This window comes from Mucilaginibacter flavidus (genome assembly GCF_024055575.1).
Classification (GTDB): Bacteria; Bacteroidota; Bacteroidia; order Sphingobacteriales; family Sphingobacteriaceae; genus Mucilaginibacter; species Mucilaginibacter flavidus.
Window position 1 is genome coordinate 24856 of record NZ_JAMXOE010000033.1, and the last position, 26448, is coordinate 51303.

The following is a 26448-nucleotide window of genomic DNA, read 5'->3' on the forward strand; positions in this document are numbered from 1 at the left end:
AAATTAACTTCCACTAATCTACAGCTTGCACTTCTCTCTTTTTAATTTTTTGAAAATTGTAACAAATGGATGATAAATATAAATACGCGCGAATAGTCTGCCTGTTGCCCCTGTCACTCCACTTTTGGCGTACTTAAATCCATCTTGCAGAACTAAAGAAACGTCAACGGCCCAGCAAGTCATCTTTCGGTCTTTACTGACTTTCCCGACTTTCGGACTAATTGTAACAAATCCATGATAATACCCTGCTTACGATCAGGGATTTCGCTAATGTTTAATATATTTAGCTCCGTAACTGACTAAACTATTAACATGAAAAAACTTTTACTTCTTGGCTGCGCCATGCTGTTTGCCTTACTATGCCGGGCGCAGCAAACTTTCCCGGTAAACGGCGCCTGGGACATCCGACCCGGACAGTACGCATTTACCAACGCCACAATTGTTGTAAATGCCGACCAAACCATTACCAATGGCATTTTATTGATTAAGGACCGGCAGATTGAGGCTGTTGGCGCTGATGTTAAAATCCCCAAAGGCTATGTAACTATCGACCTTAAAGGCAAGTACATTTACCCCAGTCTTGTTGATGCATACACCGGCTACGGCATCCCCGACGCGCCAAGAGCGGCATTTGCCCAGGGCGGTTTTGGACGTGCAGCCGTGCCGGTATCAACCAAACCCGGCGCTTACGGCTGGAACGAGGCTATTAAGCCCGAAATGAATGTAAAGGCTGTTTTCCACGCCGATGATTCAAAAGCCGAAGAATTTAAAAAGAACGGCTTTGGTACAGTGCATTCAGTAATACGCGATGGCATTGCCCGCGGCACCTCGGCAGTGGTTACCCTGGGTAACGAGCGTGATAACTTTGTAATATTGAACGACCAGGCTGCTGCCAATTACTCGTTTAGCAAAGGCACCGCGGCAACCAACTACCCATCATCATTAATGGGTGCAATTGCATTACTGCGCCAAACTTATTATGATGCGCAGTGGTACAAAAATCAAAAAGAGGAATACAATATTTCGCTTGATGAATTTAACCGCACACAGGCGCTCCCCCAGATTTTTGAGGTTGGCGACCCGCTTAGCGTGTTGCGCGCCAATAAAATAGGCAAGGAGTTTGGCAAACAATATATTTTTAAAACCGATGGGCAGGAATACCGCCGCATTGACGCCATGAAGGTCACCGGTGGCAGCTTTATTATTCCGCTTACCTTCCCCGAAGCCTTTGATGTGGAAGATCCGCTTGATGCGCGAAACGTAAGCTACACGCAAATGAAGGATTGGGAACTTGCACCAACCAACCCTGCTGTTATGGAAAAAGCAGGCATAAAATTCGCCATTACATCGTACGGACTAACCAACGCCCGCGATTTTTGGACAAACCTGCGCACCGCTCTTGATAATGGCTTAACCGAAAAACAAGCCCTAAACTCGCTAACTGCTGTCCCTGCCGAAATGCTGGGTGTGGCCGATAAGGTAGGGACGCTTGCCAAAGGCAAAATGGCCAATTTCATTATCACGTCTGACGATTTGTTTAAAAAAGACAACGTGATTTTCGAAAACTGGGTTGAGGGCCGCCAATATGTGGTTAGCAAAATTGACGTAACCGATCTGCGTGGTAACTATAGCTTCGCCAGCGACGCTTTGCAAAATGTAGTACTGAAAATTACCGGCACACCTGGTGCGTACACCGTTAACCTGGAACGTACAGGCGCCGACAGCACCCGGGCAACAGGCACCATTACCCGCACCGGCGACATGGTGAGCATCTATTTCGACCTGAAGAACAAACCTTCAGGCAACGTTAGGCTAAACGGTTACATCACCAAAACATCACCATTAACCTTTAATGGCAGCGGTATTTTACCTGATGGCAGCGAAATAAAATGGAGCGCGGCTTATACCGGACCTGCTGCTCCCGACCGCAACCGCAATGATGTGCCAAAAGCAAATAATGTTGCCGGCCCGGTAATTTATCCGTTTATGGCCTACGGCGCCACCGAATTGCCAAAAGCCGAATCGGTGCTGTTTAAAAATGCCACTGTTTGGACCAGTGATAAAGACGGTATCCTTAAAAATACCGATGTATTGATTGAAAACGGCAAAATAAAAGCTATAGGCAAAGGCCTTGCACCAGGCGCCGCCAAAGTTATTGATGCTACCGGCAAACACCTTTCGCCGGGTATTGTTGATGAGCACTCGCACATTGCGGGCAGCGGCAGCATAAACGAAGGCACCCAGGCCGTAAGCGCCGAGGTTAGGATTGCCGACATTTTAAATTCGGAAGATATTAATATTTACCGGCAGCTGGCGGGTGGCGTTACTACTTCGCATATTTTGCATGGTTCGGCCAACCCTATTGGCGGCCAAACCCAGCTGATCAAACATCGCTGGGGGGTATTGCCTGACGATATGAAGTTTGAAGGCGCTGATGGCTTTATCAAATTCGCCCTTGGCGAAAACGTAAAAGGCAGCAACAATGGTCCAATTACGGGTGTCGCCCGCTTCCCGCAAACACGTATGGGCGTTGAGGAAGTTTATATCGATGAATTTACCCGCGCTAAAGAATATAAAGTTGCACGTGCCGCAAAAGGCAGCAATGTTCGCCGCGATATTGAGCTGGATGCTATTGTGGAGATATTGGATGGCAAACGCTTTATTACCTGCCACTCGTACGTACAGTCGGAAATAAACATGCTGATGCACGTTGCCGATTCGATGGGCTTCAAGATAAACACCTTTACCCACATTTTGGAGGGCTACAAAATGGCTGATAAAATGAAAGCACACGGTATCGCCGGTTCAACCTTTAGCGACTGGTGGGCTTACAAAAACGAGGTTGCCGAAGCTATACCATACAATGGTAAACTAATGCATGACGAAGGTGTAATTGTTGCTTTTAACTCTGACGATGAAGAAATGGCGCGCCGCCTAAACCAGGAGGCCGGTAAATCGGTAGCTTATGGTAAAATGAGCGAGGAAGAAGCATTAAAACTGGTTACCATTAACCCGGCAACTATGCTGCACGTTGACAAAAAAGTGGGCAGTATTATGGTAGGTAAAGATGCCGATTTGGTATTATGGTCGGCCGACCCGCTTTCAATTTATGCAGTTGCCGAAAAAACTTATGTTGATGGCATACCATACTGGGATATAGAAAAGGATGCCACCAACCAGAAAGCTATAAAGGCTGAAGAGGCGCGGCTCATCCAGAAAATGATTGCTGCCAAAAACAAAGGCGCCGCAACCCAAAAGCCGGCAGGAAAACGCCCCCGCAACAACGAAAGCGATGAAGATGATGAATTTGTATCGGGTGATGGTGTGGGACAAAATAACTCGACCGGTAAATAATCCATAATAGAAAAAGAAGATGAAAAAGATATTTTTAATTTTTGGAGGATTACTGCTAAGCACCATCCTCGCAAACGGGCAGGCAAACATATCGCCGGCAAAGGCGCAAATGAAGCCAATAATAATAAAAGGCGCCACCATACACGTAGGTAACGGCACCGTAATAAACAATGGCTACATAGCTTTCGATAAGGGCAAGATAACGGCTATTGGCGAAGGCTCGGCACCTAACACTGCCGGGGCTGATGTAGTTGATGCCACAGGTCAACAAATTTATCCGGGCTTTATATGCCCCATAACCACCCTGGGCCTGGTTGAAATTGAAGAGGGAGCCCGCGGTACAGTAGATGAAGAAGAAACCGGCGACCTTAATCCACATGTGCGCTCGCTAATTGCGTTTAATACGGACTCCAAGGTGATTCCAACCGTGCGGTCAAACGGAATTTTGCTGGCACAGCCAACACCTGTTGGTGGCACCATTTCAGGCACATCGTCGGTAGTGCAGCTGGATGCCTGGAACTGGCAGGATGCTGCTTATAAGGCCGATATTGCCATACACTTAACCTGGCCGGTTGCAAGGGTACAGGGCCGCCGCAGGCCTGCCGCACCAACACCGGGTGTGCCGCAGGAATCGCCGGCCGACCGGGCACAAAAAGCCATCGACGCGATTACTAACCTGTTTAACGAGGCAAAAGCTTATGCAGATATTGCAAAGCCCGAAGTAACCAACATCCGTTTGGAAGCTATGAAGGGGTTGTTTAACGGCACTAAAAAGCTGTTTGTAAACGCCGAAGGCGCGAAAGAAATAATACAGGCGGTTGACTTTGGCAAAAAAATGGGCGTACAGGTGGTTATCGTGGGCGGCAATGAGTCGTACCTGGTAACTGATGTTTTGAAAGACAATAACGTGCCGGTTATATTAAAAGAAACCCAACGCCTGCCGGATAAAGAAGAAGATGATGTTTACCTGCCATACAAATTGCCAAAAATACTGCAGGATGCAGGTGTAACTTATGGCCTTACCGGCATTGGTTTCTGGCGTCAGCGCAATCTGCCCTTCGAGGCTGGTCAGTCAGTTGGCTACGGTTTGACCAAAGAGCAGGCTATATCGATGATCACCATTAATAATGCAAAAATATTAGGTATCGACAAAACCACAGGTACTTTGGAAGTCGGCAAAGACGCCAACCTGTTTGTATCAAAAGGCGATGCGCTGGATATGATTAGCATTGATGTTGATTATGCCTTTATACAGGGTCGCAACATCAACCTTGATAATTTGCACAAACAGCTTTATAAAAAGTTTGCTGACAAATATGGGGTGAAGGCTGATTAGTAGCACTCGTTCAATAAGTTTAGGAAAGGCGATGGGTTTAGGCTCGTCGCCTTTTTGCTTTGTAATGTTTTAGTATCAACAATTGTCAAACCATAATCAGCGAAATCAACGCAATCACCTTAAATCAACGGTTCAGGGAGTTTGGTATTTATCCGGCCGATGTTCATGGCCAATAAAAGTTTTATCAACTATCAGGCGTATCACCTCGTCAATTTCGTTACCAACGGTTAGCAGGTGCTCAATAATTTCCTTATTATCCGGGTTAAAAAAGTTTACCCTGTCCATTATGGCAATAAGGCCTAGCATGCTGGCCACGGGGCGCCTTAATTCGTGCGAGGTTAGTGATGCGATGTTCCGGAGGCGCTCATTTTGGTCTACAATGGCCTGCTCTGTTTTAAGGCGCTGTGTAATATTTCGGGCAAAACAGCCGACACCAATTATTTCGCCGGTTGAGGTGTAGATCGGGTTAAAGCTTATTTCGAACGAAAGTACCTCGTTAGTGTCAGGATCGATGCTTTCATCAACCACGTTGTATATTTCGCCTGCCAACGCCCTTTTGTAATAGTTTTGCCAGCTAGCCACCGATTGTTTGTTGTAGCCCGGGTGCAGGTACGAATAATCGCCTTTTTTAGGCTCAACCCCGGTTATGTGGGTAATTTTGCTGCGATAAGCCTGGTTCATGTAAACATACCGGGTTTCGGTATCAACCGACCAAATCTGGTCGTCGGTATTGTTTATCAGTGCTTCAAGGCTGTTTTTTGTGCCAATCAGTTCCTGTTCCTTAAGTTGCGCGTCTTCCTGGTAACGCCTTTTGTCAGTAGCATCGGCGGCTACAACAATACGGCAAGCCTGGTTTTTATAGGTGACAGCATGGCTGGTAATTTCGGCATAAACTGTACCTCCGGCTTTTGTTTTGTACTTCCAAATTCCCGCATATGAAGGGCCTTTTGAATTCGGATCGGCCAGGCGATGTTTTTTAAAGTATGTGTTAAATTCTTCAACGTCACCTGGTTCGCGAAGGTTAAGGATGGTTAAGTTTAAAAACTCGCCTTCGGTATAGCCATAGTGTTTAACCGCCGCCTTATTTACTTTTAAAATTCGCAACGACTGAACTTCATAAACCCACATGGGGTTTGGGTTATCATCAAATAAAAAACCAAGTTCGTTAAAAGGCAAATCGGGCATAATTTAATTTTAGCGCCTGGGCATTTTTATAAAGTTAACTATTATTTTAAATTTTAACCATTTGCCCGGCCAAATTACCAGGATTTTGCTTCAATACACATTAATGGCTGCAACCAGCTATTATTTTGCGATACTAAACATATCTGCCGGTTTTTAAAAGAAGAAAGTGAATTTTAGTGATTAGTTAATTGGAGATTAGAGGTTGGTGAATGCGGAAGTCGGAATGCCAATTTCGGAATGTAGCTCATTTTTCAACTAATCTCTAATTAACCATCCTCCAATCACCGGCACCGCCTAATCTCTAATCAACTAACCTCCAATCACTAAATGATGAAATCATTTCCAATTAATAAATATAATACCTACCTTTGCATCCCCGCAGAAAGGACTCCGGGGACAATGTTGAATACATAAAATTTAAAAATGGCAACTAAAATCAGATTGCAAAGACACGGTAAAAAAGGTAAACCCTTTTATTACATCGTGGTAGCCGATGCGCGCGCGCCGCGTGACGGACGTTTTATTGAGCGTTTAGGCTCATACAACCCAAACACTAACCCTGCAACTATCGACATCAATTTCGATAAAACGTTGGATTGGGTTAACAATGGTGCACAGCCGACAGATACCTGCCGTGCTATACTATCTTACAAAGGTGTATTGTACAAAAAGCACTTACAGGGCGGCCTTAAAAAAGGTGCGTTAACTGAGGAGCAGGTTGAAGCAAAATTCCAGGAATGGTTAGATACCAAAGAAGGAAAAATCACAGGCAAGAAAACTGGTTTAGTATCAGCAAAAGACGAAGCGCGTAAAGCTGCGTTGGCTGCCGAAGCTAAAAAGAAAGAAGCAAAAGCTGCGGCTATTGTTGCTAAAAACACGCCTGAAGTTGAAGAAGTTGAGGCCCCTGCCGAAGAAGAAGCTGTTGAAGCTCCGGAAGCAGCAGCTGACGAAACTCCTGCAGACAGCGCTGAATAATTTCAGTCAAGAATTTATAAACAATGGCGAAGTAACTATAAGTTCTTCGCCATTGTTGTTTAATGTACATTCCACGTAACAACCCAATGTTATGACAACCGAAGATTGTTTTCGCATAGGCAGTATTTTAAAACCCAAAGGCCTTAAAGGCGAGCTGCATATTTATGTTGATTTTGATGGCGTTGAAAATATAAAGTTCAAAACTGTGTTTATCGAAACTGCCGGTAAGCTGGTGCCGTATTTTGTAGCATCGATAAAGTACCTGCAAAAAAATGCAGCTTACTTGTTTTTGGAAGATGTGGATACCATTGAAAAAGCGTCTACCCTGGCCAAAAAAGATATTTATCTGCCAAATAAGCTGAAGCCCAAAAAGAAAGAAGCTGAATTTACCCTGTTTGACCTGGTTGGTTTTACCGCTATTGACGATTACGAGGGCGAACTTGGCAAAATTACCGATGTGCAGGAATACCCACAGCAAATACTGGCCACCGTTACCTATAAAAACTGCGAAGTGCTTTTCCCGCTTAACGAGGAAATAATTAAAGGCATAGATGTGGTGAAGGAGATTGTGCGCGTTGATTTGCCGGAGGGGCTATTAGATATTTATTTGGATTGATTGCCGCAGCTATAAACAAAAATTAAAAAAACAATGGAAAATTTTGACCAGGAAAATTGAATTGTTTTTTAAGGGCATAAAGCAGAATTTACAGATTAAAGAAAATAATTTGTTAAAAAAAGCAGATAATGCAAAAAGGTCCTCTTTTGAAGGGCCTTTTCGTATTTATAATAACGTTATTTAGTTTTTGGTGGCTAAATCCCACCATAAACGGGTACCGCCGTTGTCGGGGCCATTAAGCAGTGCTAATGCTTTGTTAACTTCGGCAGCATTGTTGTTGTACTCGTTTTGCGAGAACGGCAGCCTGCGGATCATTATCTTGGTATCTATAGTGCCCTGGCTGTTTGTTTACTACAACCATAAAATTCCCAGGGATACTTAATCACTAAAAAAAACGGTTCACCCAACCAACCACTTACTCTTGGGCAGGAAGGACAATAGCTTAACAACTAGGAAGGTTAAGATGAAAGTACAGACGCCGATAAGAGGGATCTTAACGGCGGCACTGGCAAAGCGTTTATCAACCAGCGAGTGTACCGCGTTTAATACAAGTATATGCGCCAGGTAAATACCGTAGCTTTTTGCGGCGATATCTATCCACAGTTTTATGAACGGCCGGTCGGGGTTTTTTATGCTGATGTTTTTAAACATCAGGAATGCGCCGGTAGTCATCATAGCAACGTTAATGGTTTCGAAGCCCCAGGTTAGTACAAGTTTGCTTACATGGGTTTCGGTTGGCAGCCGTTGTAAAAAGCCATAGGTTGTTAGTGCATAACCTGCAATGATGAGTACAATACCTGCCGGGTAGTTCCATTGCCGGGGCTCCATATGGAAACGTTTGATATAATTGGCCAGCACCACGTAGCCCAAGAAGCCAGAAAAGTAGTATAGCATCGGGGTACGGTTCCAGAAAGTCTCGCCCCAAATTTCGGGTATAACCAGGTGTATGTAGGGAATACAAAGTGTTACGCCCCAAAGCAGCAGGTAAAACTCCATGTTTTTGCGGGTCGCTGTTTGTATCCATGGTGACAGGATAGGGGCAAACAGGTAAATACCCAGCAGCATATAAACAAACCAAAGGTGGCCAATTTGGGCCCCATAGTTTAGCGGGATGTTGGCGATGTGGGCAAGCGTGGTATCCATATCAGCATAACCTTTTAAATAATAATAAAGCGCATAAAAAATGCACCATAAAACAAAAGGGATAGCTATGCGGCTAAACCTCTTTTTGAAAAAAGCAGGCACATCCTTCACAGGGAAAAGAAAAAGCCCCGATATCATTACAAACAACGGCACCGACACAATGCACAACGGCGTGTACCAGCCAACCCAGTAGGCATCAACTTTGTTTGCCACCAGGTCGCCGTTGCCGATGTAGTAAAACTCGCCGGCGTGGGCCTGTATTACCATGTAACAGGCAATCACCCTTAAAATATCGAGGCCGTAATTACGTGAAGGGGGATTTATTGTCATGCAGGTTTGGTAATGTTATTACAAGTTACGTTTTTTTAGGTGCTTTTACGCAGCAGCAGTCAATGTAGTTACAGCGGAGCCTGTTGCAGTTGACCATAAAGAAGAACCAGTAGCCGGAGCCAGGAGTCAGCAATGAAGAACCAGGTTGGGAGAAGATGAGTGGTTTTAATCAAGCGCAGACAAAGCCAGCCTGATGATATCGTCAAACACACTTTTATCGACTGTTGATTTGGCGGTTACGCGTAAGCCTTTTATGGTGTTGAATGTAAAGCGCGCCAGGGCACGCGCATCCTGCCGGTTGGTAATCTCGCCACGTTCCTGTCCTTTTTTTATTACCTGGTAAAAAACATCTTCAACCTGCTGGTCGTTCTGGCACACCAGTTTACTAACTTCCGGGTCGTGCGGGGCTATTTCTACTTCGGCATTCACCATAAAACAGCCTTTCTGCATCCGGTCGCCAAGCAGTTCACCAATAATATATTCCAGCAGTGCCTTTACAGTTTCTTTGGCAGATCCTCCGCTGTTAACAATATCGCAAAGTTTAGCCGAGCCGGCGCATTGATAAGCCTCCAGTGCTTTAATAAACAGGGTGTGCTTATCAACATAGGTGTCGTAAAGGCTCGAACGGCTGATGCCAAGGCCATCCACCAGGTCCTGCATGGAAGTGCCGTTGTAGCCTTTATGCCAAAAAATAGCAATGGCTTTGTTCAGCACCTCGGTTTCATCAAAATCTTTTGTTCTTGCCATAACAGGAATAGCCTCGCTTATAATTAAGCAAAGCTATTCAATTTAAAGAGGTTATTAAAATGATAGTCTGAAATCAGAAGCCGGAGGTCAGAAAAATTAAACTGCCGCACTTATCAGGTTGTGTTTCGTCCCGGATTTTTACTTCCGACTTCTGACCTCCGACTTCGGACTTCTTCTTACCTCACACCGCCACCTGCAAGCAAAGTTTCGCCTGTTAACCATCGCGACTCTTCTGATGCAAGGAATACGGCTACCAACGCAATATCTTCCGGCTGACCAATTCGGCCAAGTGGCGCAGTGCGCTCGGTTTCTGCCTGGAAGTCGCTGCCGATAAAGCCTGCACTGTGGGTGCCTTCAGTTTCAACCATGCCGGGGTTGATGGAGTTTACCCTGATTTTTTTCGGGCCAAGCTCTTTTGACAGTACATGGGTAATGGCATCAACCGCGCCTTTTGTTGCTGTGTAAATTGAACTGCCAACCGGGGCTATGCTGCTCGCCACCGAACCAATATTGATAATGCTGCCGCCGTTTTCGTTAAAGCTTTTAAGTGCACCCTGGGTGGTAAGCAACAGGCCAAGCACGTTGGTATCAAACTGACTGTGAAATTCTTCTTCGGTAAGTTGTTCTATCGGGGCGAATTTGTAAACGCCTGCATTATTTACTAATATATCTATCGCGCCAAATTCTTTACTGGTTTCAGCGAATAAACGGGCCACGTCGGCCGATTTTGATACGTTGCCTTGTACGGCGATAGCTTTGCCACCATTGCTGATGATATCGGCTACTACTTTATCGGCGCCTTCTTTTGCCGAGGAGTAGTTTACTACTACCGATGCGCCTTCGGCTGCCAGACTTTTGGCTATGCCTGCGCCTATACCTTTTGACGCCCCTGTTATTACTGCTACTTTGTTTGCTAACTTTTTCATGGTTTTGAATAATTAATTTTTCTATATTTGGAATAATCGTTCCGCAAATATAAATCAATTACGGAATGAACGTTCCGTTATTTAAAAGATTAGCCGGGGATGACAAACTGATTGAAAAAATCAGGTATCAGAAGGTTCCAAACAGACAGAAAGCACTTACACTCACTCCTGCCCACTCATTTAACCTAAAATAGAATGCAAAACCCCATTAATTAATACGTACTATTGTGTTATCTCCTTTTTAAACTCATCTTCTACTAACCGACAGTTGCCCCGGCAACCCTATGGACAATCAAAATTTGACTGAGCAATTGTTAATTGCGAACCAGGAAAAGGCGCGTTTTGAAGCCGAATTGATCCTTGCGAATATTGAACTGGATTTCCAGAACGAAGAAAAGCTGAAGCGCGCGGCAGAGCTTATAATAGTAAACCGCGAGCTGGATTTCCAAAACCAGGAAAGGGTAAAACGCGCCGCAGAGCTTATTATCGCCAATAAAGAACTCGTATTTCAGAATTCGGAAAAGGAAAAGCGGGCTACTGAGCTGGTCATAGCCTATAACCAACTGGATGTGCAAAGCCGCGAGCGCGAACAACGGGCGGCCGAGCTCATTACCGCCGGTGCCGAGCTTGTTTTTCAAAACCAGGAAAAGGAAAAACGGGCCGCTGAACTAATTGTCGCTAACAAAGAATTGCACTTTCAAAACCAGGAAAAGGAAAAACGGGCTGCTGAATTAATTGTCGCTAACAAAGAACTGCACATACAAAATAAGCTAAAAGAAAAACTGGCCGGCGAGCTGATCATCGCCAACAAGGAATTGATTTTTCAAAACCTGGAGAAAGAAAAGCGGGCGGATGAGCTTATCGTAGCTAATAAAAAGCTGGTATTTGAGAACCAGGAAAAAGGCAAACGCGCAGCCGAACTGATAATTGCCAATATTGAACTCGACTTCCAGGACGAAGAGAAAGAAAAACGTGCCGCCGAATTATTGATAGCGCTTAAAGAGCTCGGTTACCAGGACGAGGAAAAAAGCAAACGTGCTGCTGAACTGATCATCGCCAACCGCGAGCTGCTGGTGCAGAAACTGGAGAAAGAACGCCGGGCCGTGGCCGAAGCAAAGAAAGACGAATTTTTTAATATGGTGAGCCATGAGTTTAAAACGCCGCTCACCAATATCAAAGCTATCCATCAGCTGCTGGAGAAAAAAACGGACAGAACCGATAAGATATTTCCCTTCCTGGCCAATGCCAGCAACAGCATCCAACGCCTTGAAAAACTAATTGCCGACCTGCTCGACGTTACCAAAATCAATTCGGGCCAGATAGATTTGAATATTGCCGCGTTTTATTTTTCCGATGCTTTAACAAATAGCATCGCCAACGTGCAGCTGGCTGCCCATCAGCACGATATTTTGCTCTAAAATTCGGTAGACCTGCTGTACACCGGCGACCAGTTCAGGATTGAACAGGTGTTGATTAACCTACTCACCAATGCCATTAAATATTCGCCAAACGCGGGCCAGGTAATTGTTAAGGCAGGAACCAGTGCCGGCAAAATTGTGGTTTGCGTGCAGGATTTCGGCATAGGTATCGACAAGGACGACATCGACCAATTGTTCCAGCGTTTTTATCGCGTCAGCAAAACCGCGCTGCAGTACCAGGGCGTGGGGCTTGGTTTGTACATTGCTTCCGAGATCATTAAAAAACACAAAGGCACGTTTGTCATTGAAAGCGAACCCGGCAACGGTAGTACCTTTTGCTTTAGTCTGCCGCTGGGCAAATAGGGAATTGCTCAAGACTTAAACGAGGCGTTCGGGTAGCCGGGCGACCACGGGCTTTATTCGGGTAGTCTACCGGATTTTATTTTTTTGTTTATTAATTTATATTATTTTTAGAATTAATATCGACATTAAAATAGCCTGAATTTTGGATACAACCCTACCACACCAGCAACCGGTAAAAACGAAGCGCAAAAAGAAACCATTATACGGCAATGCACCCTGGTATTTCGGGTTTGGTCTGCTGGTTATTTTGGCGGGCTTTTATAATTCCTTCCTGATGCAATTTGGTACTACCGATAATAAGCACCAGTTTCATGGTGTTGCTGCCTTATCGTGGATGCTGCTGCTGATTGTGCAGCCGTTGCTCACTGCCAAAGGCACGCTGAAATGGCACCGCGTTTTGGGTAAAATATCGTTTGTGCTGGTGCCCTTTGTGATATTTAGCGTGTGTATAATGGAGCAAACCATGATTGCGTCGAAAGCGCATTATCCGCCCAATTCGGTTTACCAGCTGGCCTTTGTCGATTTTTTATCCCTCGTTCAGTTCCTGTATTTTTACGTTATGGCTATTGTAACCCGGCGCAAGATCCAGGAACATGCCCGCTATATGGCTGCCACAGTGTTTATATTTATTATCCCCGGACTGGGCCGCCTGCTGTTTTTGATACCGGCCATCAACTCATTCAACCGTACCCTCAACGTAAGTTATTTCCTAACCGAGTTGGCACTATTAGCCCTCATTTGGGACGACCACCGCGGCGGCAAAATCCGTAAACCTTACGTTATTGCCCTGGCGATGTTTGCCATTCAGCATGTGCTGTTGAATTTTATAGTAGGCTATCAGCCATGGGAGCGGTTGATGGATGCTTATGCGGGGCTGAGCATTTTTCATTAATACAGAATATTTGAAAACACAAAATTGGTTTTGCTAAATGATTGGAAGCTGCTTATACGGTTAGCTAAAATGCCGCAAGACTCACGTCTTCCCGCAAGCACTTCCTCCCCTACCCCCCCTATTATAATATAACCAAAGGGAAAAGCTTGCGGGAGCAGGGAATTTCTTAGGGGCTTTCAGACCGGACGAAATTACACCGGGCAATGATAAAACAATCTTTGCAATCGATTGCACAAATTTATTATATTTGTTTTTAGATGCAATACCTACATTAGGTAGGTGCCTTAGCCAACTAACCAATTATAATCAAAAATCAATGCATTACTTTAACCAATCTCCTAAACTCTTTGGCAAAAAAAGGTTTTGGATAGCGTGTGTTTGCCTGTTGGGTTGCCAGCAACTCCGGGCGCAAAGCGTGGTACCCCTTAATGATCTTTCTTTTTTCGACAACCCATCGCCAAACTGGAAGATAGCAGCCAGTGCCCAGGCTGATATTGTGCAGGATGAGATTTTAACTGTTAAAGATGGTAACGGGATTTTAGTAAACCTTACCGGTAAAAAGGGGGCTAAAGACCTTTTTACCAAAACTGTTTATGGTGATGCCGACATAGAACTTGATTATATGATGGCTAAGGGTTCAAATTCAGGTATCTATTTGCAGGGGCGTTATGAAATCCAGCTACTTGATAGCTGGGGGACCGTGAACCCGAAACCGGGCGATAACGGTGGCATTTATGAGCGCTGGGACGATAGCAAACCCGAAGGACAACAGGGGTATGACGGCCATGCGCCAAGGCAAAATGCCAGTCGTGCGCCGGGTTTGTGGCAGCATATTAAAATTTCGTTCCAGGCGCCGCACTTTGATAGCAATGGCCAAAAGGTTTCAAACGCGAAAGTGCTGTATGTTTGGTTGAATGGTGTTTTGATCCAGGATAATGTGGAGCTTTCCGGGCCAACCCGCGGTGCGATGGCTAATAAAGAAGCAGCAACGGGTCCGCTGCGTTTGCAGGGCGACCATGGCCCGTTAGCGTTTAGAAATATTAAAATAACCAGTTTTGACAAACCCCGCCTGACACTTTCAAACCTAAAATATTGGGTTTATAAAGGTGGTGCTATTTTAGGTGATGAATATAAGAAGCTAAAGCCGGAATCTGAGGGTGCTTCGCCTGTGCTGTCATCAAACTTAAGTAAGCTAAACAATGATTTTTTGATCCGTTACACAGGTAATATCCAGGTTAAAGAAGCCGGCGAATATGCTTTTAAGCTGAGTGTACCGGGCGGGAAAGGAACTTTAAGGATAAATGGCGCCGATGCTGTGACAGTAAGCCAGAACCGGGGCGAAGGTACGATACAATTACAACCCGGCGATCATCCATTTGAATTGTTCTATTCAAAAACTGCTGAGTGGGCGAAGCCGGCGTTAGGGCTTACTGCATCCGGCCCGAGTATTCGTGAGTATTTGTTGAGCGATGCTAATGTTAGCAACAATGATCCTGTTGATCCCATTTTGATCAATGCCACTTCAAACACCATTCTACGTAGTTTCTCTGATCTGCCGGGAGGCATAAGGGTTACACATGGTGTAAATGTGGGCAGCCCTGAGCTGTTGCATTACACCTACGACCTGGATAAAGGGACGATTGTGGCGATGTGGCGCGGAGGGTTTTTGGATGCTACGCCGATGTGGCATGACAGGGGCGACGGTTCTTCACGCCCGGCCGGTTCTGTTCAATACCTTGGCAAGCCGGTACCGGCTATTGAAAAACTTAGCGATGCAAATACCGCCTGGGCTTTGGATACTGCGGGCACGGGATACAAGCCCAAAGGCTACGTTTTAAATGCCGAAGATGTGCCGGCTTTTAAATACATTATTTACGGTTCGCCGGTAAGTGATGCCAGTAGCGTAATGGATAAAGGGCAGGGCATTCACAGGGAAATAACACTTACAAATCCTGTAGCGGGCCTGTTCTATCACCTTGCATCGGGCAATATCGAAACGCTTGGAAACGGTTTGTATGCTATTGATGATAAATCCTATTACATCCGCGTTGATGACGCTGTGGGGGGAGCCAAAGCTATTGTACGTGATGCGGGAGGAAAGCAGGAGCTTATCATTCCGATACAAAACAAATTAACTTATTCAATTATTTTTTAAGCTGCCTTGATCATGAACAATACTTTAAAACAAATGATAAACAGGGGCACGTTTTTATTTACGCTGGTAACTATTGTGCTGTTGGGCGATATCAAAAATACTTTTGCCCAGGCCGAATCGCCAAAAGAAGACGATTTTTTCAAGATCATGAAAGTGCCCGCGCCCGAAGGCACCATACTTGAAGTTGGCGGTTTATGCACGCTGCCCAACGGCACTTTGGCTGTGACTACCCGTCGCGGTGACATTTTTATGGTTGAGAATCCTGCGGGGCAGCACCCTTTCTTCCGTAAATTCGCTTCGGGCCTGCATGAGGTGCTGGGAGCAGCCTGGAAAGATGGCGCTTTATATGTTGTTCAGCGGGGCGAGCTTACCAAACTGGTTGATACCAATATGGATGGCAAGGCCGATGTTTTCGAAACTATTTATGCATGGCCGTTATCGGGTAATTACCATGAATATAGCTTCGGCCCAAAAATTGCACCTGATGGCTCATTCTTTGTTACCCTGAACCTGGGCTTCCCGCCGGACTGGTGGCACCCTAAAAGTTTTGTACCTTACAGGGGCTGGGCCTTAAATATTAAGGAAGATGGCACTGTTACCCCATGGGCAGCCGGTTTTAGATCGCCTTGCGGTATCAGTATGATTGATGGCGAACTTTGGTATGCCGATAACCAGGGCGACTGGGTAGGGTCGGGCAGTATAATGCCGATAAAAAAAGGCGCTTTTATGGGGCACCCTGCAAGCCTGGTTTGGACAAGTTTGCCTAATTCGCCATTGAAACTAACTTCTGAACAATTCTATAGCAAAAACAACCCAAGGATAGAATTTGATAAAAACGGACAGCCTGTAAAACCACAGGACGTGGTTAATGAAAAATTTAAGACTGAGTTTGAAGCCAAAAAAGAAATTCCTGAATTACAACTACCCGCTGTTTGGTTGCCTCATGGCATATTAGGGATCTCAAACTCCGAAATTGTTAAGATTCCGGAGGGTGCGTTTGGCCCTTTTGCAGGGCAACTACTGATATGCGACCAGGGCCAAAGCATGGTCGACAGGATATTTTTAGAAAAAGTTAACGGCGAATACCAGGGCGCTGCCTGGGCTTTCAGAAGCGGCTTTCAGTCCGGAATTGTAAGGCTGGCCTGGCTGGCAGATGGTTCATTGGCAACGGGCGAAACTAACCGTGGCTGGGGATCGGCGGGAGAGGCCACGATGGGGCTGCAACGTTTGGTATGGAACAACAAACTTCCGTTTGAAATGCGTGCCATCCGTGCCATGCCCGATGGTTTCGAAATAGAATTTACCAAACCGGTTGATAAAAAAGTGGCGGAAGATATTGCATCGTACTCGGTAGAAAGCTTCATTTATAAATATCACGGCGTATATGGAAGCCCGCCTGTAAATACTGAAAAATGCCCTATAGCCGGCGTTAAAGTATCGGAGGATGGTTTAAAGGCACGGCTTATTGTTAACAATTTACGCAGGTATTATATCCATACTATTACGCTTAATGCAATCCGCGATAAGGAGAACTATTTCAATTTAGTTCATCCAACGGCATATTATACGCTAAACAACATCCCCGAAGGGCAAAAACTTTCCATGACGGGAGTAAGTACGGTAAACTCGGCTAAAGCCGCGGTTTCGGACAATCTGAAAAAAGGTGTGGCAGGTAAAAAGGGCGCGGCAATGAAATCTGCTGCCGGGTTAAAAGCTGTTCCCGCTTATGCTGAAGTACAGGCTATCCTGCTGAAAAACACCTGTCTTTCGTGCCACAATGCTACAAAAAGGCAGGTTGGTCCGGCGTATGTTGATGTAGCTAAACGAAAATACAGCGTGGCCGAATTGATTCAACTGATCCATAATCCTAAGCCGGAGCATTGGCCCGATTACTCGACACCGATGCCGCCGATGCCACAGGTTCCTAGAGAGGATGCCCGAAAGATTGCGCTATGGATTAAATCGCTGGCCAAATAAATTAAATGTTAATCCTGATTAAATTGCTTTAATAATTAAACGCTCACAAGCTCCTGCCAGCGGCGCTCTGCCGCCCCGATTGCTCGGGGTGGCCCGCGTTTAGGTAGACCATCCGGTATGTAGCTACTCCCCGGGTTAGGGGAAAAAACTTAGTGGAGACAGAGTCTCCAGGCATAGTTGTCGTAGTTTGAAATCGGACAGTGGGGGATCGACCACGAAATCATATACATTTTTATCAAAAGTTACTTTCATTAGGCTAAACGTTTTCAGGGTTCCAGTAATGTTTAGCGAACTTCACAATGAGTTCCTGGCGGTTTTTGATTTCCTCTTTTCCCCAGGAACCCTTTTTATCTTCAAGCTGCTGCCTTGAAATTAACGTTGAATAAGTCGATTTATCAGAAGGTAAATTATTGCTATCACTTGCATTTCGGCCGCGGGTGGATAATACGAGGTTTCCAATATTATTCAAATACTTCTCTTTAAATTCTTTTTCATATTCAAGATCATAGGGATTTTGAGGCGTCCAGTGATCTATAGTGTTTTCTAATTTATGGGCACCGTAAATGTTTTTGAATTCTGGAAACAGCATATAAGGTTCTCTGATGCCGTCTCGCAATGAGTTTTCATACTTCCAAAGTAGGTAGCGGGTGCTTCCCCAATAATGATAGTCACCGGTTAAGCACTTATGGAAATCTGTTTCAAAATTCCAGTAAGGTTGAAATCCGCTTTTGGCGTGCCCGCGTAGGATGGATTTTAATTCCCCAAGATCTTTTCCACTATAATTGTAAGCAATGGATGGCAGCGAATTCGTATAATAATTGCCTGTTGTATATGAAAGGCGGAAAAGAATGATCTCGATTAACCTGAAAATATTTTCGAGCGAGCTGTCATTTTCATGATAATGAAAAAGCTTTAGCAATAACGGAAAACTATTAGCTTGATCTAAAAAAAGAACATCCCCAATATAACTGTAAGTTTTTCGTTTTCCCTGAATATGAATTACAAATTCAAAGGAACGCTTTAACTCGACCACAAAGTTTTTTATCCACTTCTGATGGTTCTCTGCTTTTTGCTTAATAAGATTATTTTTAACCCTTTCGATAGAATTATCTGCGTAAGGAAGGAAAGCAGTAGTATGATAACCAAGTACTTGATCTTCGTTGGCAATGTTAATTTTCTCTAACGCACGGTAAATAGTTTCAAACTCTTTTTCGATAAATCCGATGGCTTCATTAGGGTTTTTATCAGTTCCTTTACAACTCAGAAAAATTTGAAGCATGAGGTAGGCTTTCAGTTTTTCTAAATTTGTCAAGTCCTTTCCCCTGTCATTTTGAAATGTAAATATTTGTGCAGCTTCTGCTTTATCATTTACAATATCCGTAGTGATCTTGGCATTTTCAAGTAAATCTTTCCAATGCAATACATCATTAATGTCCGACTTTTCGATTTGCTCCAAAAGATAGGCCCGTGCTTCTTTTATTCGCTTCCTTGATCGGGTGTCGACCTTATCCTCCCGACCTTCTATAATCAGATTTACAAAAAAGTTATTGTCATAGTCAACAGTATGGAATTTTTGTTGTTCGTCGGAACTGATTAAGTATTCATCATGCAGATTTTTTGCCATTTTAACATAATTTGCATCGCCTGTCAATCGACTATAAATACAACTTAAAAAAATGATAGCTGTGGTCATCCTCTGCTGACCGTCAATAATCCAATAGCGATTTATGTCGATATCATCCCGTTCAAATAAAAAATGCCCGTAATGATATTGTGCAACACTATCAGGATGCTCTTTAAGATCCTTCAGAAACTGTGCAACGTGTTTATCTTTTTCCCAGGAATAAGCACGCTGATAATTCGGTACCGCGAAAGTGTTTTTTCTGGGACTAAAAATATTGTAGATGGTAGTTTTATAATCCATATAATCCGATAAGGTACTGTCTGCCAAAGTATGTTATTTTTACTTCCATTTAAAATTAATAGTATCAACATAGAGCAATTGGGAGGTACAAATTAATAGTGTCGATCACTTTTAGTACTTTTAACATCACCTGAATTAAAACGATGATTGACTGGAATAAGCTACAACCATATAAAACAACCAAACAGAAAAGCTTTGAACAGTTATGTTTTGAAATAGCGGTAAAGCTATATCCTGAAATGTATTTTACTCCCATTGACGACAGCGGTGGTGGTGACGGTGTTGAATTTTATGTCACCCTCAATAATGGGTCTGAATGGGGGTGGCAGGCTAAATATTACGAAGGTTCGGTAAGATTAAGCATCGGAAACAGGAAGCAAGGTATTATTAAATCTTTAAAAAGGGCTTGTGAAGTTCATCCTAATCTCACCAAGTGGTATTTATGTCTGCCAATGGATTTTACGCCCGATGAAAAAACATGGGCAAAAACAGAGCTCATTACTCACATACCTGCAGGTCGCCATATAGATATCATTCCGTGGAACGAAACGTTCTTACACGAGAAAATAAATCTGCCAAAATTTAACGGCTTGAAACAGGCTTTTTTTAACGATTTAGAGCTTTCACAGGATTGGTTTAGAAAAACTTTTCTTAATTCATTCTCAATTGTTAAAAATAAGTTTGATGATTTGCTTTATACCACCAACGAGGACTTTGAGTACTGGTATGTGCATCCAATATTATGTGACAGTAAATTTATAACCAATCGCATCGCATATTATCCCAGAAAACTTGAAGAATTGCAAAAAAATGGTTTAGTGGAGTTGAAAAAGCTTAGCTATTCCAACGATAAATGGCGTCCTTTTTTTAATGAATATGTTAAGCAGTATTCAGCATTCAATGCCGGCATAGAGAAGATAATGCCCACTATTAAATCCCGGCTTGAATTGATTACACCCAATCATGTTCTTTCTTTGCGAGAGGATGATTTTGACAAAAACCTGGAATATTTTAACTCCGTAAAACCCACTTTGGATGATTTCAGAAAAACGTGGCAAAGCGAGGTTTCAGGTGAAGAAACAGAAGAAGAAAAAAAGCAAACGCTCGAGGAGTTCAGGAGGATTTGGCCAGTGGAGCGAGTTTATCAGGAATTTATTGATGAGTTGAAATATTATGCTGACCACAGTTGCATACCGGTGCGGTGGCGAGTAGCACATTATTTAGGCAATGGAGGTGCCGGCAAAACGAATTTTTGCGTAGCTCTCACAAAACAATATTTAGATGCCGATCTCCCTGTCATTTATCTTCCCGCAATAAAATTCACTTCGTCGGCTCCGTTAACTGAACAAATCTTATCCTTGCTGGATATTAAATCCGGTTACAGTTTCACAGATTTACTTGATGTTCTAGATACACTGGGCAAAATACATAACAAACGCGTACCTGTTATAATTGATGGACTTAATGAGGCTATTTCAACCCAAGGCTTTTTAAATGAGCGCTTTGAATTGGATTTGCCTACAATTGAAAATGAAATTTTCCTGCGGACAAATGTCGTTTTATTAACCACTTGCAGATCCTCATATCAGAAAGCAATTTGGAAAAACATCAAAGCAGATGATCGGCGATTCCATGATATGTACGGTTTTACTAATCCGGAAGATAAAAAACGATTGGTTAAAAATTATTTCGACCATTATAAAATTCAATCCGATTTATCCTTCATGTCGCTGGAGCGTTTTACCAAACCACTTTATTTAAAAATATATTGCGAAACGGTAAACCCTACAAAAGAACAGCTGGTTCAGGTAACGCTTGGTTACGATTCAATTTATTCCATATTCGATAATTTCCTTAAGCATTGTGACCAGAATGTCTATCAACGTTTGTCAAAAAGGGGTTTAGTTGCACCTACTACTGAGAATAAACGTCTTGCGTCAACGGTGCTTAAAAAGATAGCAAAGCATTTATGGGAAAATCCACAGCGCGCATTTTTGATATCGGAACTGATCGTGATCGCTGACGGTCCAGCACCACCTACTTACAAAGATTCCATAACAAAAGCGCTGCTGGACGAGGAATTGTTGCTCATTAGAAATTGGCAGGACGGCGAGGAATATGTTTACCTGACCTACGATATTATGGCAGGATACTTTATAAGTGATCATCTGTTAGAAATAGTACCTGATTTTTCTAATTTCTTTATCGGAGATAATGTGGACTTGTTGTTAGGAGACGATTATGAAAAACTTCACCCTAACCATGAAGATATCCTTAATGGGTTATGCAGTCTTTTGCCAATAAGAAAAGGGATTTTTGTCCACGATCTCGTTGGACGGCCTAGTGAAGATCACACAGAAAATCAACAGCAATTATTTGAAAAATCTATAGCGACAACGATTATGCTTTCGCCGGAATACATTCCGGAAAAGGAAATTGCCTATTTTGGCGAGCTTGCTGAAATACCGAGAAACATGATTTATATGTTCGGTTTAAGTGTAGATGTGTTATTTATTACCATCCATCCTTTCAATTTCTCATTTTGGGCAACTAAACTGTCAGACTTGCCAATGAACACGCGTGACACTACGTGGACGGAGTACGTACGAATGTTCGATGAAGGCTATTTGGAAGATATAATTTCAGAATTTGAGTTATTGCAAACTAAGCCACATTTGACCCAAGAACAGGTCGATAAGATAAATTTAGTTGCAGACTTTCTAATCTGGACATTCACATCTACTAATAACAACCTTAAAAAAAAATCAGCAAATGCCCTTTATTTGTTTGCAATAAAGTTTCCGGTTATTTATCTAACTAAGTATTATCTATCGGCAGAGGTCAATGACCCTTCAGTTTTTGAATGGACGAGCAATGTTTTGTACAATGTAACGATTTATTTATTGAAAGCAACGAGTGGAGAATATCAAACGGAGCTTATTAAGCTTAGCAACTTTATAAGTGAGCAAGTGTTATCCGCAAATGGAAAGCATGCAACAAATCATTTAATTATCAGAAACTATAATTACACCACGTTAAGTTTATTGGTCAAAAAGGTTCCGGCCGTTAATCTCAATTTGCCGACCATAAGGAAAGCTTTTAATACTTTCGGGATTATAAATTGGAAAGAGGCGAAGGATCGAAACGATAAGCAATATCGTGATGGGAACTCGCTAATTGATTACCATTTCAACAAAGAAAAAATGCCCTATATTATGGTAGGGCGTGGAAATGAGTACAATCGGACGCCCGAATACAAAAAGACTCAGGCTAAATTGAGATGGAGAGCATATCAACTTGGTTATCAGTTGGAACTTTTTGGAGAGATTGATAAAAAGATAGCGAATCATCGTCATTGGGGCGAAGATTATAAGGCCACAGAAAGATACGCTGACAAATATATCGAAATCGCCTATTTAGAATATTGTGGCTATTTGGAAGACCGACAAAAACTAAAAAATTATGAAGACTATGGTTATCTAAGAACCTTTAGATTAAAGCACGATCCAACTGAAACTGGCGACTCAGAAAATCCGTCATTGCCGGAGGAAAGATTTATCGTCGAAGATTATATCGATAGCAATGTTTCGCTGAAAGCATGGTGTAGAGATAAAAGCATACCCAATTTATCCGGAATTTTATTTACCGATAATTTTTTAGGTAAAAAAGGCAATTGGGTACTACTTCGGGGATTGGTTCATCAACACAAATCAGATGTTGAACGTCAGTTTTTCTATATTGCAGATATTGTCTTCGTAAAAAACAAGAATCTAAAAGCTGCGCGCAAAGCATTTACCGGAAAAACTGAATTAGGACGAGGGAATGACAGCATTCCCAATACAAATCACATTCATGAATCCGAAATCCCGGATGCTGAAGCAATTCCATATAATGAATTTATCAAATGGCATTATAGTCTTGAATCGGAAATCATTAGGCGCGAGTACGATCAAGTGACTTTGAGTAAAAACGGGAAATTATTAAAACTGAAAGAGGCCGACGCTCTTTGGAGAGATGTGTTAACAGGATTAAACTATATGCCTTCACCGAGAACATCAATTTCAGGCTTTTCACTACCTATGATAAGGTTTGTTTCTTCTGAAAAAGATCAAGATGAGGCATACGAAGAAGCTTTCAAGAATCTGGCTATTGAATTGGGACAGCGAAAAATTATAAAACGAGAACGACAATCAATAGATAAAACTATTGAAGTTTTTATACCTGTTCGTTATCTGAAACAACAGGCCTATTTATGCAAGAACATGATAGATGATTTAAGCTTGTCAAGTCCGGCTAACAGCACCGACCTATATGATGACAACGACGAATTATCCAGTTTTAGTTACCGATATGAAGTAGCATTTAATGATGAAGAGTCGTTTGTATATATTCGACAAGATTTATTAGATAAATATCTTAAGGATAATGGCCTTACCATGTTTTCTATTATTTGGGGTGAGAGGGATTATTATCCAATCGACGACGAATGGCTAAATAATCCAAAAACCCATTCTGGTGAACGAGGAACCTTTTATGAGGCCATTGAATATAAACCGAAAGGTTAATAGTGTGTACATTTTGACTTTTTAACTGTTCACTCTTGATAGTGGACGATTAGCGGATTTGCTAATATTTTATTTATAGTCCGGCAGTCAGTGTCGAATTAATGACCCTAAATATTTTTGAATATTTTGCAATCTAAAATAGACGTTTTTAGTGTTTCTGTAATGTTAGAAAGGTGATACATCAAAACAGCTACCAAGCTGTGCTGTGTTAATTGTAAGGCGCTGAAAATCAATCGAAAATAGAGTCAGACATATAGCCTAGGTGGCCCCACTTGCTAAGTGACCAATGTGCGTGCGGCGGTATCCTCCACGAAACATTGAGGTTTCTTGATTGTCCTATGCAGAGGTTGCTTTCCCGAAACAAGTTCGGGACAGGCTGTTCCTCGCAATGACGCGCGGTGAGGGTTTTGCCCGGTGCCCGGCCATCAATCATCCTCCTCACTCTTTTTACCATTCCAACAATTGATAACTATAATATTGGGGTTAACCGCTTCTTGTGGCAGGTCCCTGGCTTTGATGATATAAACCTCATCCTTTTCATTGGCCCATAGTTCGTACTCCAGTTCGCCGGGTATTTGGCCGGTGAGGATGGCGCGGGGTGGTATGTCAAAATACTGCATCATCTTCAGGATAGAATGCGCGGTTTCTTGCCATGTTTTAAAAGTTTTGTCCACCCTGGCTTTTGCGGCGTGTACCTTGCGGTTGTGGCCGATGATGGGGTCTAATTCGCTTAAATTGCGTTGGCCGGTATAAGCGGGCGCATTGTCTAACAGGTTTTTGAAGCGTTCGTCCTGCGCTGAAAGCAGTTTGGTGAGGTGGTAGTATTGGGTGCAATGGTCGGTAAATTCGCTGGTCATGGTATTGGGGGTTTTATTGTTTATGAAAATGTTTTTGGGGTTGGGAGCAAGATGAGTAGATGGATGGTGGTTGAACCATGCCCTGGGCCTGCCGGGAGCTACCGTGTACCAACATCTATGGCCGCCCCCGCAAGGTCAATGCACCGTAGGTGCAATAGGTCGGTAGAAAAACAGCCATGCCAATCATTTTTGCGCCGTAGGTGCAACACTTAATGAACTATTTTGGCTCACTATGCAAGTCGGAGAGGTTTCGTACCTACGGCACGAACTAACTATGGGTGCTTTTTCTACCGACCTTGAACCCCGATGGGGTTCTGAAAAAATGTGAGTGGGCGGTAGCTCGTGAGAGGGGTGGGGGTGTGTGTCCTCTACGCGATGCTTTTACGCTATTGCATGGCGACGAACACACCCCTGCCACCACACAGTCCGGCGCGCCCCCTCTGCGCCACCGCTGAAGCTAAGGCGGCACGCGGTCAAGAGGGGAATAAAATAATCATCCGCACATCACTTCTCCATCCGTTTCAGTGCGCGGAAAACGGTGGTGGAGGCGATGCCTAATTTTTCGGCCACCTGGCGCACGGAGAGGCCCTGCTGATGCAGCCCGGCGATGCAGGTGTCGCTAATTTTGCGGTATTGCTCGTGCTGGCGGGCCAGGTGTTCGGCCTCGTAGGCGGTGCCGTTAAACTGAAATTGTAAAAAGCCGTCGAGCTTTACGATGCTGCACATGCATACATTGGCGGCGCCGAACTCTTCGTGGGTGCTGCGCTGTTTTATTTGCTTAAGGTAGCGCAATGGTCCGCAGCCTTCGGCCGGCGGCGGCAACTGGCTTTCGCCGATGGCGAAGGCGCTGTCGCAAAAGTTGATGAGCATTTTACTGCCGAGCAGGTCGTTGCGGGTGATTGGCCTTGCGAGGTTGCGTTTGGGTGTATGCGCCAACACCAGTATGGATAGCTGGTAGGTTTCTTTTATACTTTGCAGGTATTGTACCAGGTTTAAGGCGCCGGATGCGAAATGGGTGCCAAAGCGCAGGCAGGTAAGGTTATCAATAATAAGCACCTTTGCCTTTGTGCTGATGAGGGCGTTTTCGATCTCGTTAGTGATATACTCCCCGTAACTATTGAACTTGCGGGCCTTATTTGACGATAAATTTAGTACGGCGCGCAAAAACTTGGGGTTAAATGCGCCTGCGTTGCCGGTACCGTCGCCCACGTAGCGTTTGCGGAACTGGGTGGTGCTGAGCTCAAAATCAAAATAAAGCACCGTTTCGGCCGGGCCATTCATTTGGAACGGCCCTACCGCCTGCCCGCGACTGATGGCATTGCCGATCTGTACGGCGAGAATAGATTTGCCGGCATTGGTATCGGCAAACAGGATGCAAAGCTCGTCCTGGAACCAGAAGCTGCCAAACAGCATTTCGGCCTGGGGGGTGTCGGCCCCGGTTTGCAGCCATGTTTCGCCGGGCTTTATGATGAAGCCGGCGTTGGTGTCGGTATAGTCTTCGTCATCGAGGTCGTCGTCAGTTGGGTCATCGGGCAGGTCGTCAAATTCTTCGGGCGCTGCAAATTCTTCAAATTCTTCGGGGAGTGCCAGCCGGGCTTCCCGGCGGATGCGTTCAATTTCGGGCGGCCGGGTTACGAGCATGGGCGAAATTGAATTGATGTGTTGTGATTTGTTCATGGGGGTGT

Annotated in this window: 18 protein-coding genes; 10 read left to right on the forward strand and 8 right to left on the reverse strand. The window is 43.9% G+C overall.

The genetic code is table 11. From position 1 onward, the window contains the following. Positions 1-312: 312 nt before the first annotated feature. Complete coding sequence (locus tag NAF19_RS27955) at positions 313-3354, forward strand: amidohydrolase family protein (RefSeq protein WP_252793673.1); 3042 nt, start codon at positions 313-315, stop codon at positions 3352-3354. Between the two features lie 19 nt (positions 3355-3373). After that, positions 3374-4690 (forward strand): amidohydrolase family protein, encoded by a 1317-nt coding sequence (locus NAF19_RS27960; RefSeq protein WP_252793674.1) that lies wholly within the window; start codon positions 3374-3376, stop codon positions 4688-4690. A gap of 132 nt (positions 4691-4822) precedes the next feature. On the opposite strand, the gene NAF19_RS27965 is transcribed toward NAF19_RS27960, so the two are convergent. Next, entirely contained in the window at positions 4823-5875 is a 1053-nt protein-coding gene (locus NAF19_RS27965; RefSeq protein WP_252793675.1) for a PAS domain S-box protein, read from the reverse strand. A gap of 423 nt (positions 5876-6298) precedes the next feature. Between NAF19_RS27965 and NAF19_RS27970 the strand changes: the two genes are divergently transcribed. Next, complete coding sequence (locus NAF19_RS27970) at positions 6299-6850, forward strand: 30S ribosomal protein S16 (RefSeq protein ID WP_252793676.1); 552 nt, start codon at positions 6299-6301, stop codon at positions 6848-6850. A gap of 91 nt (positions 6851-6941) precedes the next feature. Further along, on the forward strand, positions 6942-7466 hold the full coding sequence (rimM, locus tag NAF19_RS27975; RefSeq protein ID WP_252793677.1) for a ribosome maturation factor RimM: 525 nt from the start codon (positions 6942-6944) through the stop codon (positions 7464-7466). 180 nt (positions 7467-7646) lie between these two features. On the opposite strand, the gene NAF19_RS27980 is transcribed toward rimM, so the two are convergent. The 4 genes from NAF19_RS27980 to NAF19_RS27995 form a co-directional block, all read right to left on the reverse strand. Then, positions 7647-7781 (reverse strand): SusD/RagB family nutrient-binding outer membrane lipoprotein, encoded by a 135-nt coding sequence (locus NAF19_RS27980; RefSeq protein WP_252793678.1) that lies wholly within the window; start codon positions 7779-7781, stop codon positions 7647-7649. An 84-nt stretch (positions 7782-7865) separates the two neighbouring features. Then, the gene (locus tag NAF19_RS27985) at positions 7866-8939 is read right to left on the reverse strand and encodes an acyltransferase (protein WP_252793679.1); all 1074 of its coding nucleotides are present in this window, start codon (positions 8937-8939) and stop codon (positions 7866-7868) included. Between the two features lie 165 nt (positions 8940-9104). Continuing rightward, a complete protein-coding gene (locus tag NAF19_RS27990; protein WP_252793680.1) occupies positions 9105-9686 on the reverse strand; it encodes a TetR/AcrR family transcriptional regulator in 582 nt (193 codons plus the stop codon). 176 nt (positions 9687-9862) lie between these two features. Continuing rightward, positions 9863-10612, reverse strand: coding sequence for an SDR family NAD(P)-dependent oxidoreductase (locus NAF19_RS27995; protein WP_252793681.1), 750 nt, complete (start codon positions 10610-10612; stop codon positions 9863-9865). Positions 10613-10896: 284 nt separating this feature from the next. Here NAF19_RS27995 and NAF19_RS28000 point away from each other — a divergent pair, with 284 nt between their 5' ends. From NAF19_RS28000 to NAF19_RS28020, 5 genes are all read left to right on the forward strand, one after another. After that, positions 10897-12030, forward strand: coding sequence for a histidine kinase dimerization/phospho-acceptor domain-containing protein (locus tag NAF19_RS28000; protein ID WP_252793682.1), 1134 nt, complete (start codon positions 10897-10899; stop codon positions 12028-12030). A 15-nt stretch (positions 12031-12045) separates the two neighbouring features. Next, the gene (locus NAF19_RS28005; RefSeq protein WP_256484556.1) at positions 12046-12393 is read left to right on the forward strand and encodes a sensor histidine kinase; all 348 of its coding nucleotides are present in this window, start codon (positions 12046-12048) and stop codon (positions 12391-12393) included. 142 nt (positions 12394-12535) lie between these two features. Beyond that, positions 12536-13285, forward strand: coding sequence for a hypothetical protein (locus NAF19_RS28010; RefSeq protein ID WP_252793684.1), 750 nt, complete (start codon positions 12536-12538; stop codon positions 13283-13285). A 316-nt stretch (positions 13286-13601) separates the two neighbouring features. Further along, on the forward strand, positions 13602-15440 hold the full coding sequence (locus tag NAF19_RS28015; protein WP_252793685.1) for a 3-keto-alpha-glucoside-1,2-lyase-like domain-containing protein: 1839 nt from the start codon (positions 13602-13604) through the stop codon (positions 15438-15440). 12 nt (positions 15441-15452) lie between these two features. Further along, positions 15453-17417, forward strand: a complete 1965-nt coding sequence (locus tag NAF19_RS28020) for a c-type cytochrome (RefSeq protein ID WP_252793686.1) — start codon at positions 15453-15455, stop codon at positions 17415-17417. A gap of 256 nt (positions 17418-17673) precedes the next feature. Here NAF19_RS28020 and NAF19_RS28025 read toward each other — a convergent pair whose 3' ends face one another. Then, on the reverse strand, positions 17674-19368 hold the full coding sequence (locus tag NAF19_RS28025; RefSeq protein WP_252793687.1) for a DUF262 domain-containing protein: 1695 nt from the start codon (positions 19366-19368) through the stop codon (positions 17674-17676). Between the two features lie 116 nt (positions 19369-19484). Between NAF19_RS28025 and NAF19_RS28030 the strand changes: the two genes are divergently transcribed. Further along, positions 19485-23906: an NACHT domain-containing protein gene (locus NAF19_RS28030; protein ID WP_252793688.1), complete on the forward strand. Its 4422-nt coding sequence runs from the start codon at positions 19485-19487 to the stop codon at positions 23904-23906. A 425-nt stretch (positions 23907-24331) separates the two neighbouring features. On the opposite strand, the gene NAF19_RS28035 is transcribed toward NAF19_RS28030, so the two are convergent. After that, positions 24332-24763 carry a hypothetical protein gene (locus tag NAF19_RS28035; protein ID WP_252793689.1) on the reverse strand — a complete coding sequence of 144 codons (432 nt, stop codon included), beginning with the start codon at positions 24761-24763 and terminating at the stop codon, positions 24332-24334. 504 nt (positions 24764-25267) lie between these two features. Beyond that, the gene (locus NAF19_RS28040) at positions 25268-26440 is read right to left on the reverse strand and encodes an AAA family ATPase (RefSeq protein WP_252793690.1); all 1173 of its coding nucleotides are present in this window, start codon (positions 26438-26440) and stop codon (positions 25268-25270) included. Between the last annotated feature and the right edge of the window lie 8 nt (positions 26441-26448).

Excerpts from the sequence above, each read along its gene's own strand:
- NAF19_RS27995 (WP_252793681.1), bottom strand. The coding sequence starts at position 10,612 with ATGAAAAAGTTAGCAAACAAAGTAGCAGTAATAACAGGGGCGTCAAAA.
- NAF19_RS27965 (WP_252793675.1), bottom strand. The coding sequence starts at position 5,875 with ATGCCCGATTTGCCTTTTAACGAACTTGGTTTTTTATTTGATGATAAC.
- NAF19_RS27970 (WP_252793676.1), top strand. The coding sequence starts at position 6,299 with ATGGCAACTAAAATCAGATTGCAAAGACACGGTAAAAAAGGTAAACCC.
- NAF19_RS28030 (WP_252793688.1), top strand. The coding sequence starts at position 19,485 with ATGATTGACTGGAATAAGCTACAACCATATAAAACAACCAAACAGAAA.
- NAF19_RS27990 (WP_252793680.1), bottom strand. The coding sequence starts at position 9,686 with ATGGCAAGAACAAAAGATTTTGATGAAACCGAGGTGCTGAACAAAGCC.
- NAF19_RS27960 (WP_252793674.1), top strand. The coding sequence starts at position 3,374 with ATGAAAAAGATATTTTTAATTTTTGGAGGATTACTGCTAAGCACCATC.
- NAF19_RS28000 (WP_252793682.1), top strand. The coding sequence starts at position 10,897 with ATGGACAATCAAAATTTGACTGAGCAATTGTTAATTGCGAACCAGGAA.
- NAF19_RS28040 (WP_252793690.1), bottom strand. The coding sequence starts at position 26,440 with ATGAACAAATCACAACACATCAATTCAATTTCGCCCATGCTCGTAACC.
- NAF19_RS28035 (WP_252793689.1), bottom strand. The coding sequence starts at position 24,763 with ATGACCAGCGAATTTACCGACCATTGCACCCAATACTACCACCTCACC.
- NAF19_RS28015 (WP_252793685.1), top strand. The coding sequence starts at position 13,602 with ATGCATTACTTTAACCAATCTCCTAAACTCTTTGGCAAAAAAAGGTTT.
- NAF19_RS28020 (WP_252793686.1), top strand. The coding sequence starts at position 15,453 with ATGAACAATACTTTAAAACAAATGATAAACAGGGGCACGTTTTTATTT.
- NAF19_RS27985 (WP_252793679.1), bottom strand. The coding sequence starts at position 8,939 with ATGACAATAAATCCCCCTTCACGTAATTACGGCCTCGATATTTTAAGG.
- NAF19_RS27955 (WP_252793673.1), top strand. The coding sequence starts at position 313 with ATGAAAAAACTTTTACTTCTTGGCTGCGCCATGCTGTTTGCCTTACTA.
- NAF19_RS27980 (WP_252793678.1), bottom strand. The coding sequence starts at position 7,781 with ATGATCCGCAGGCTGCCGTTCTCGCAAAACGAGTACAACAACAATGCT.
- rimM (WP_252793677.1), top strand. The coding sequence starts at position 6,942 with ATGACAACCGAAGATTGTTTTCGCATAGGCAGTATTTTAAAACCCAAA.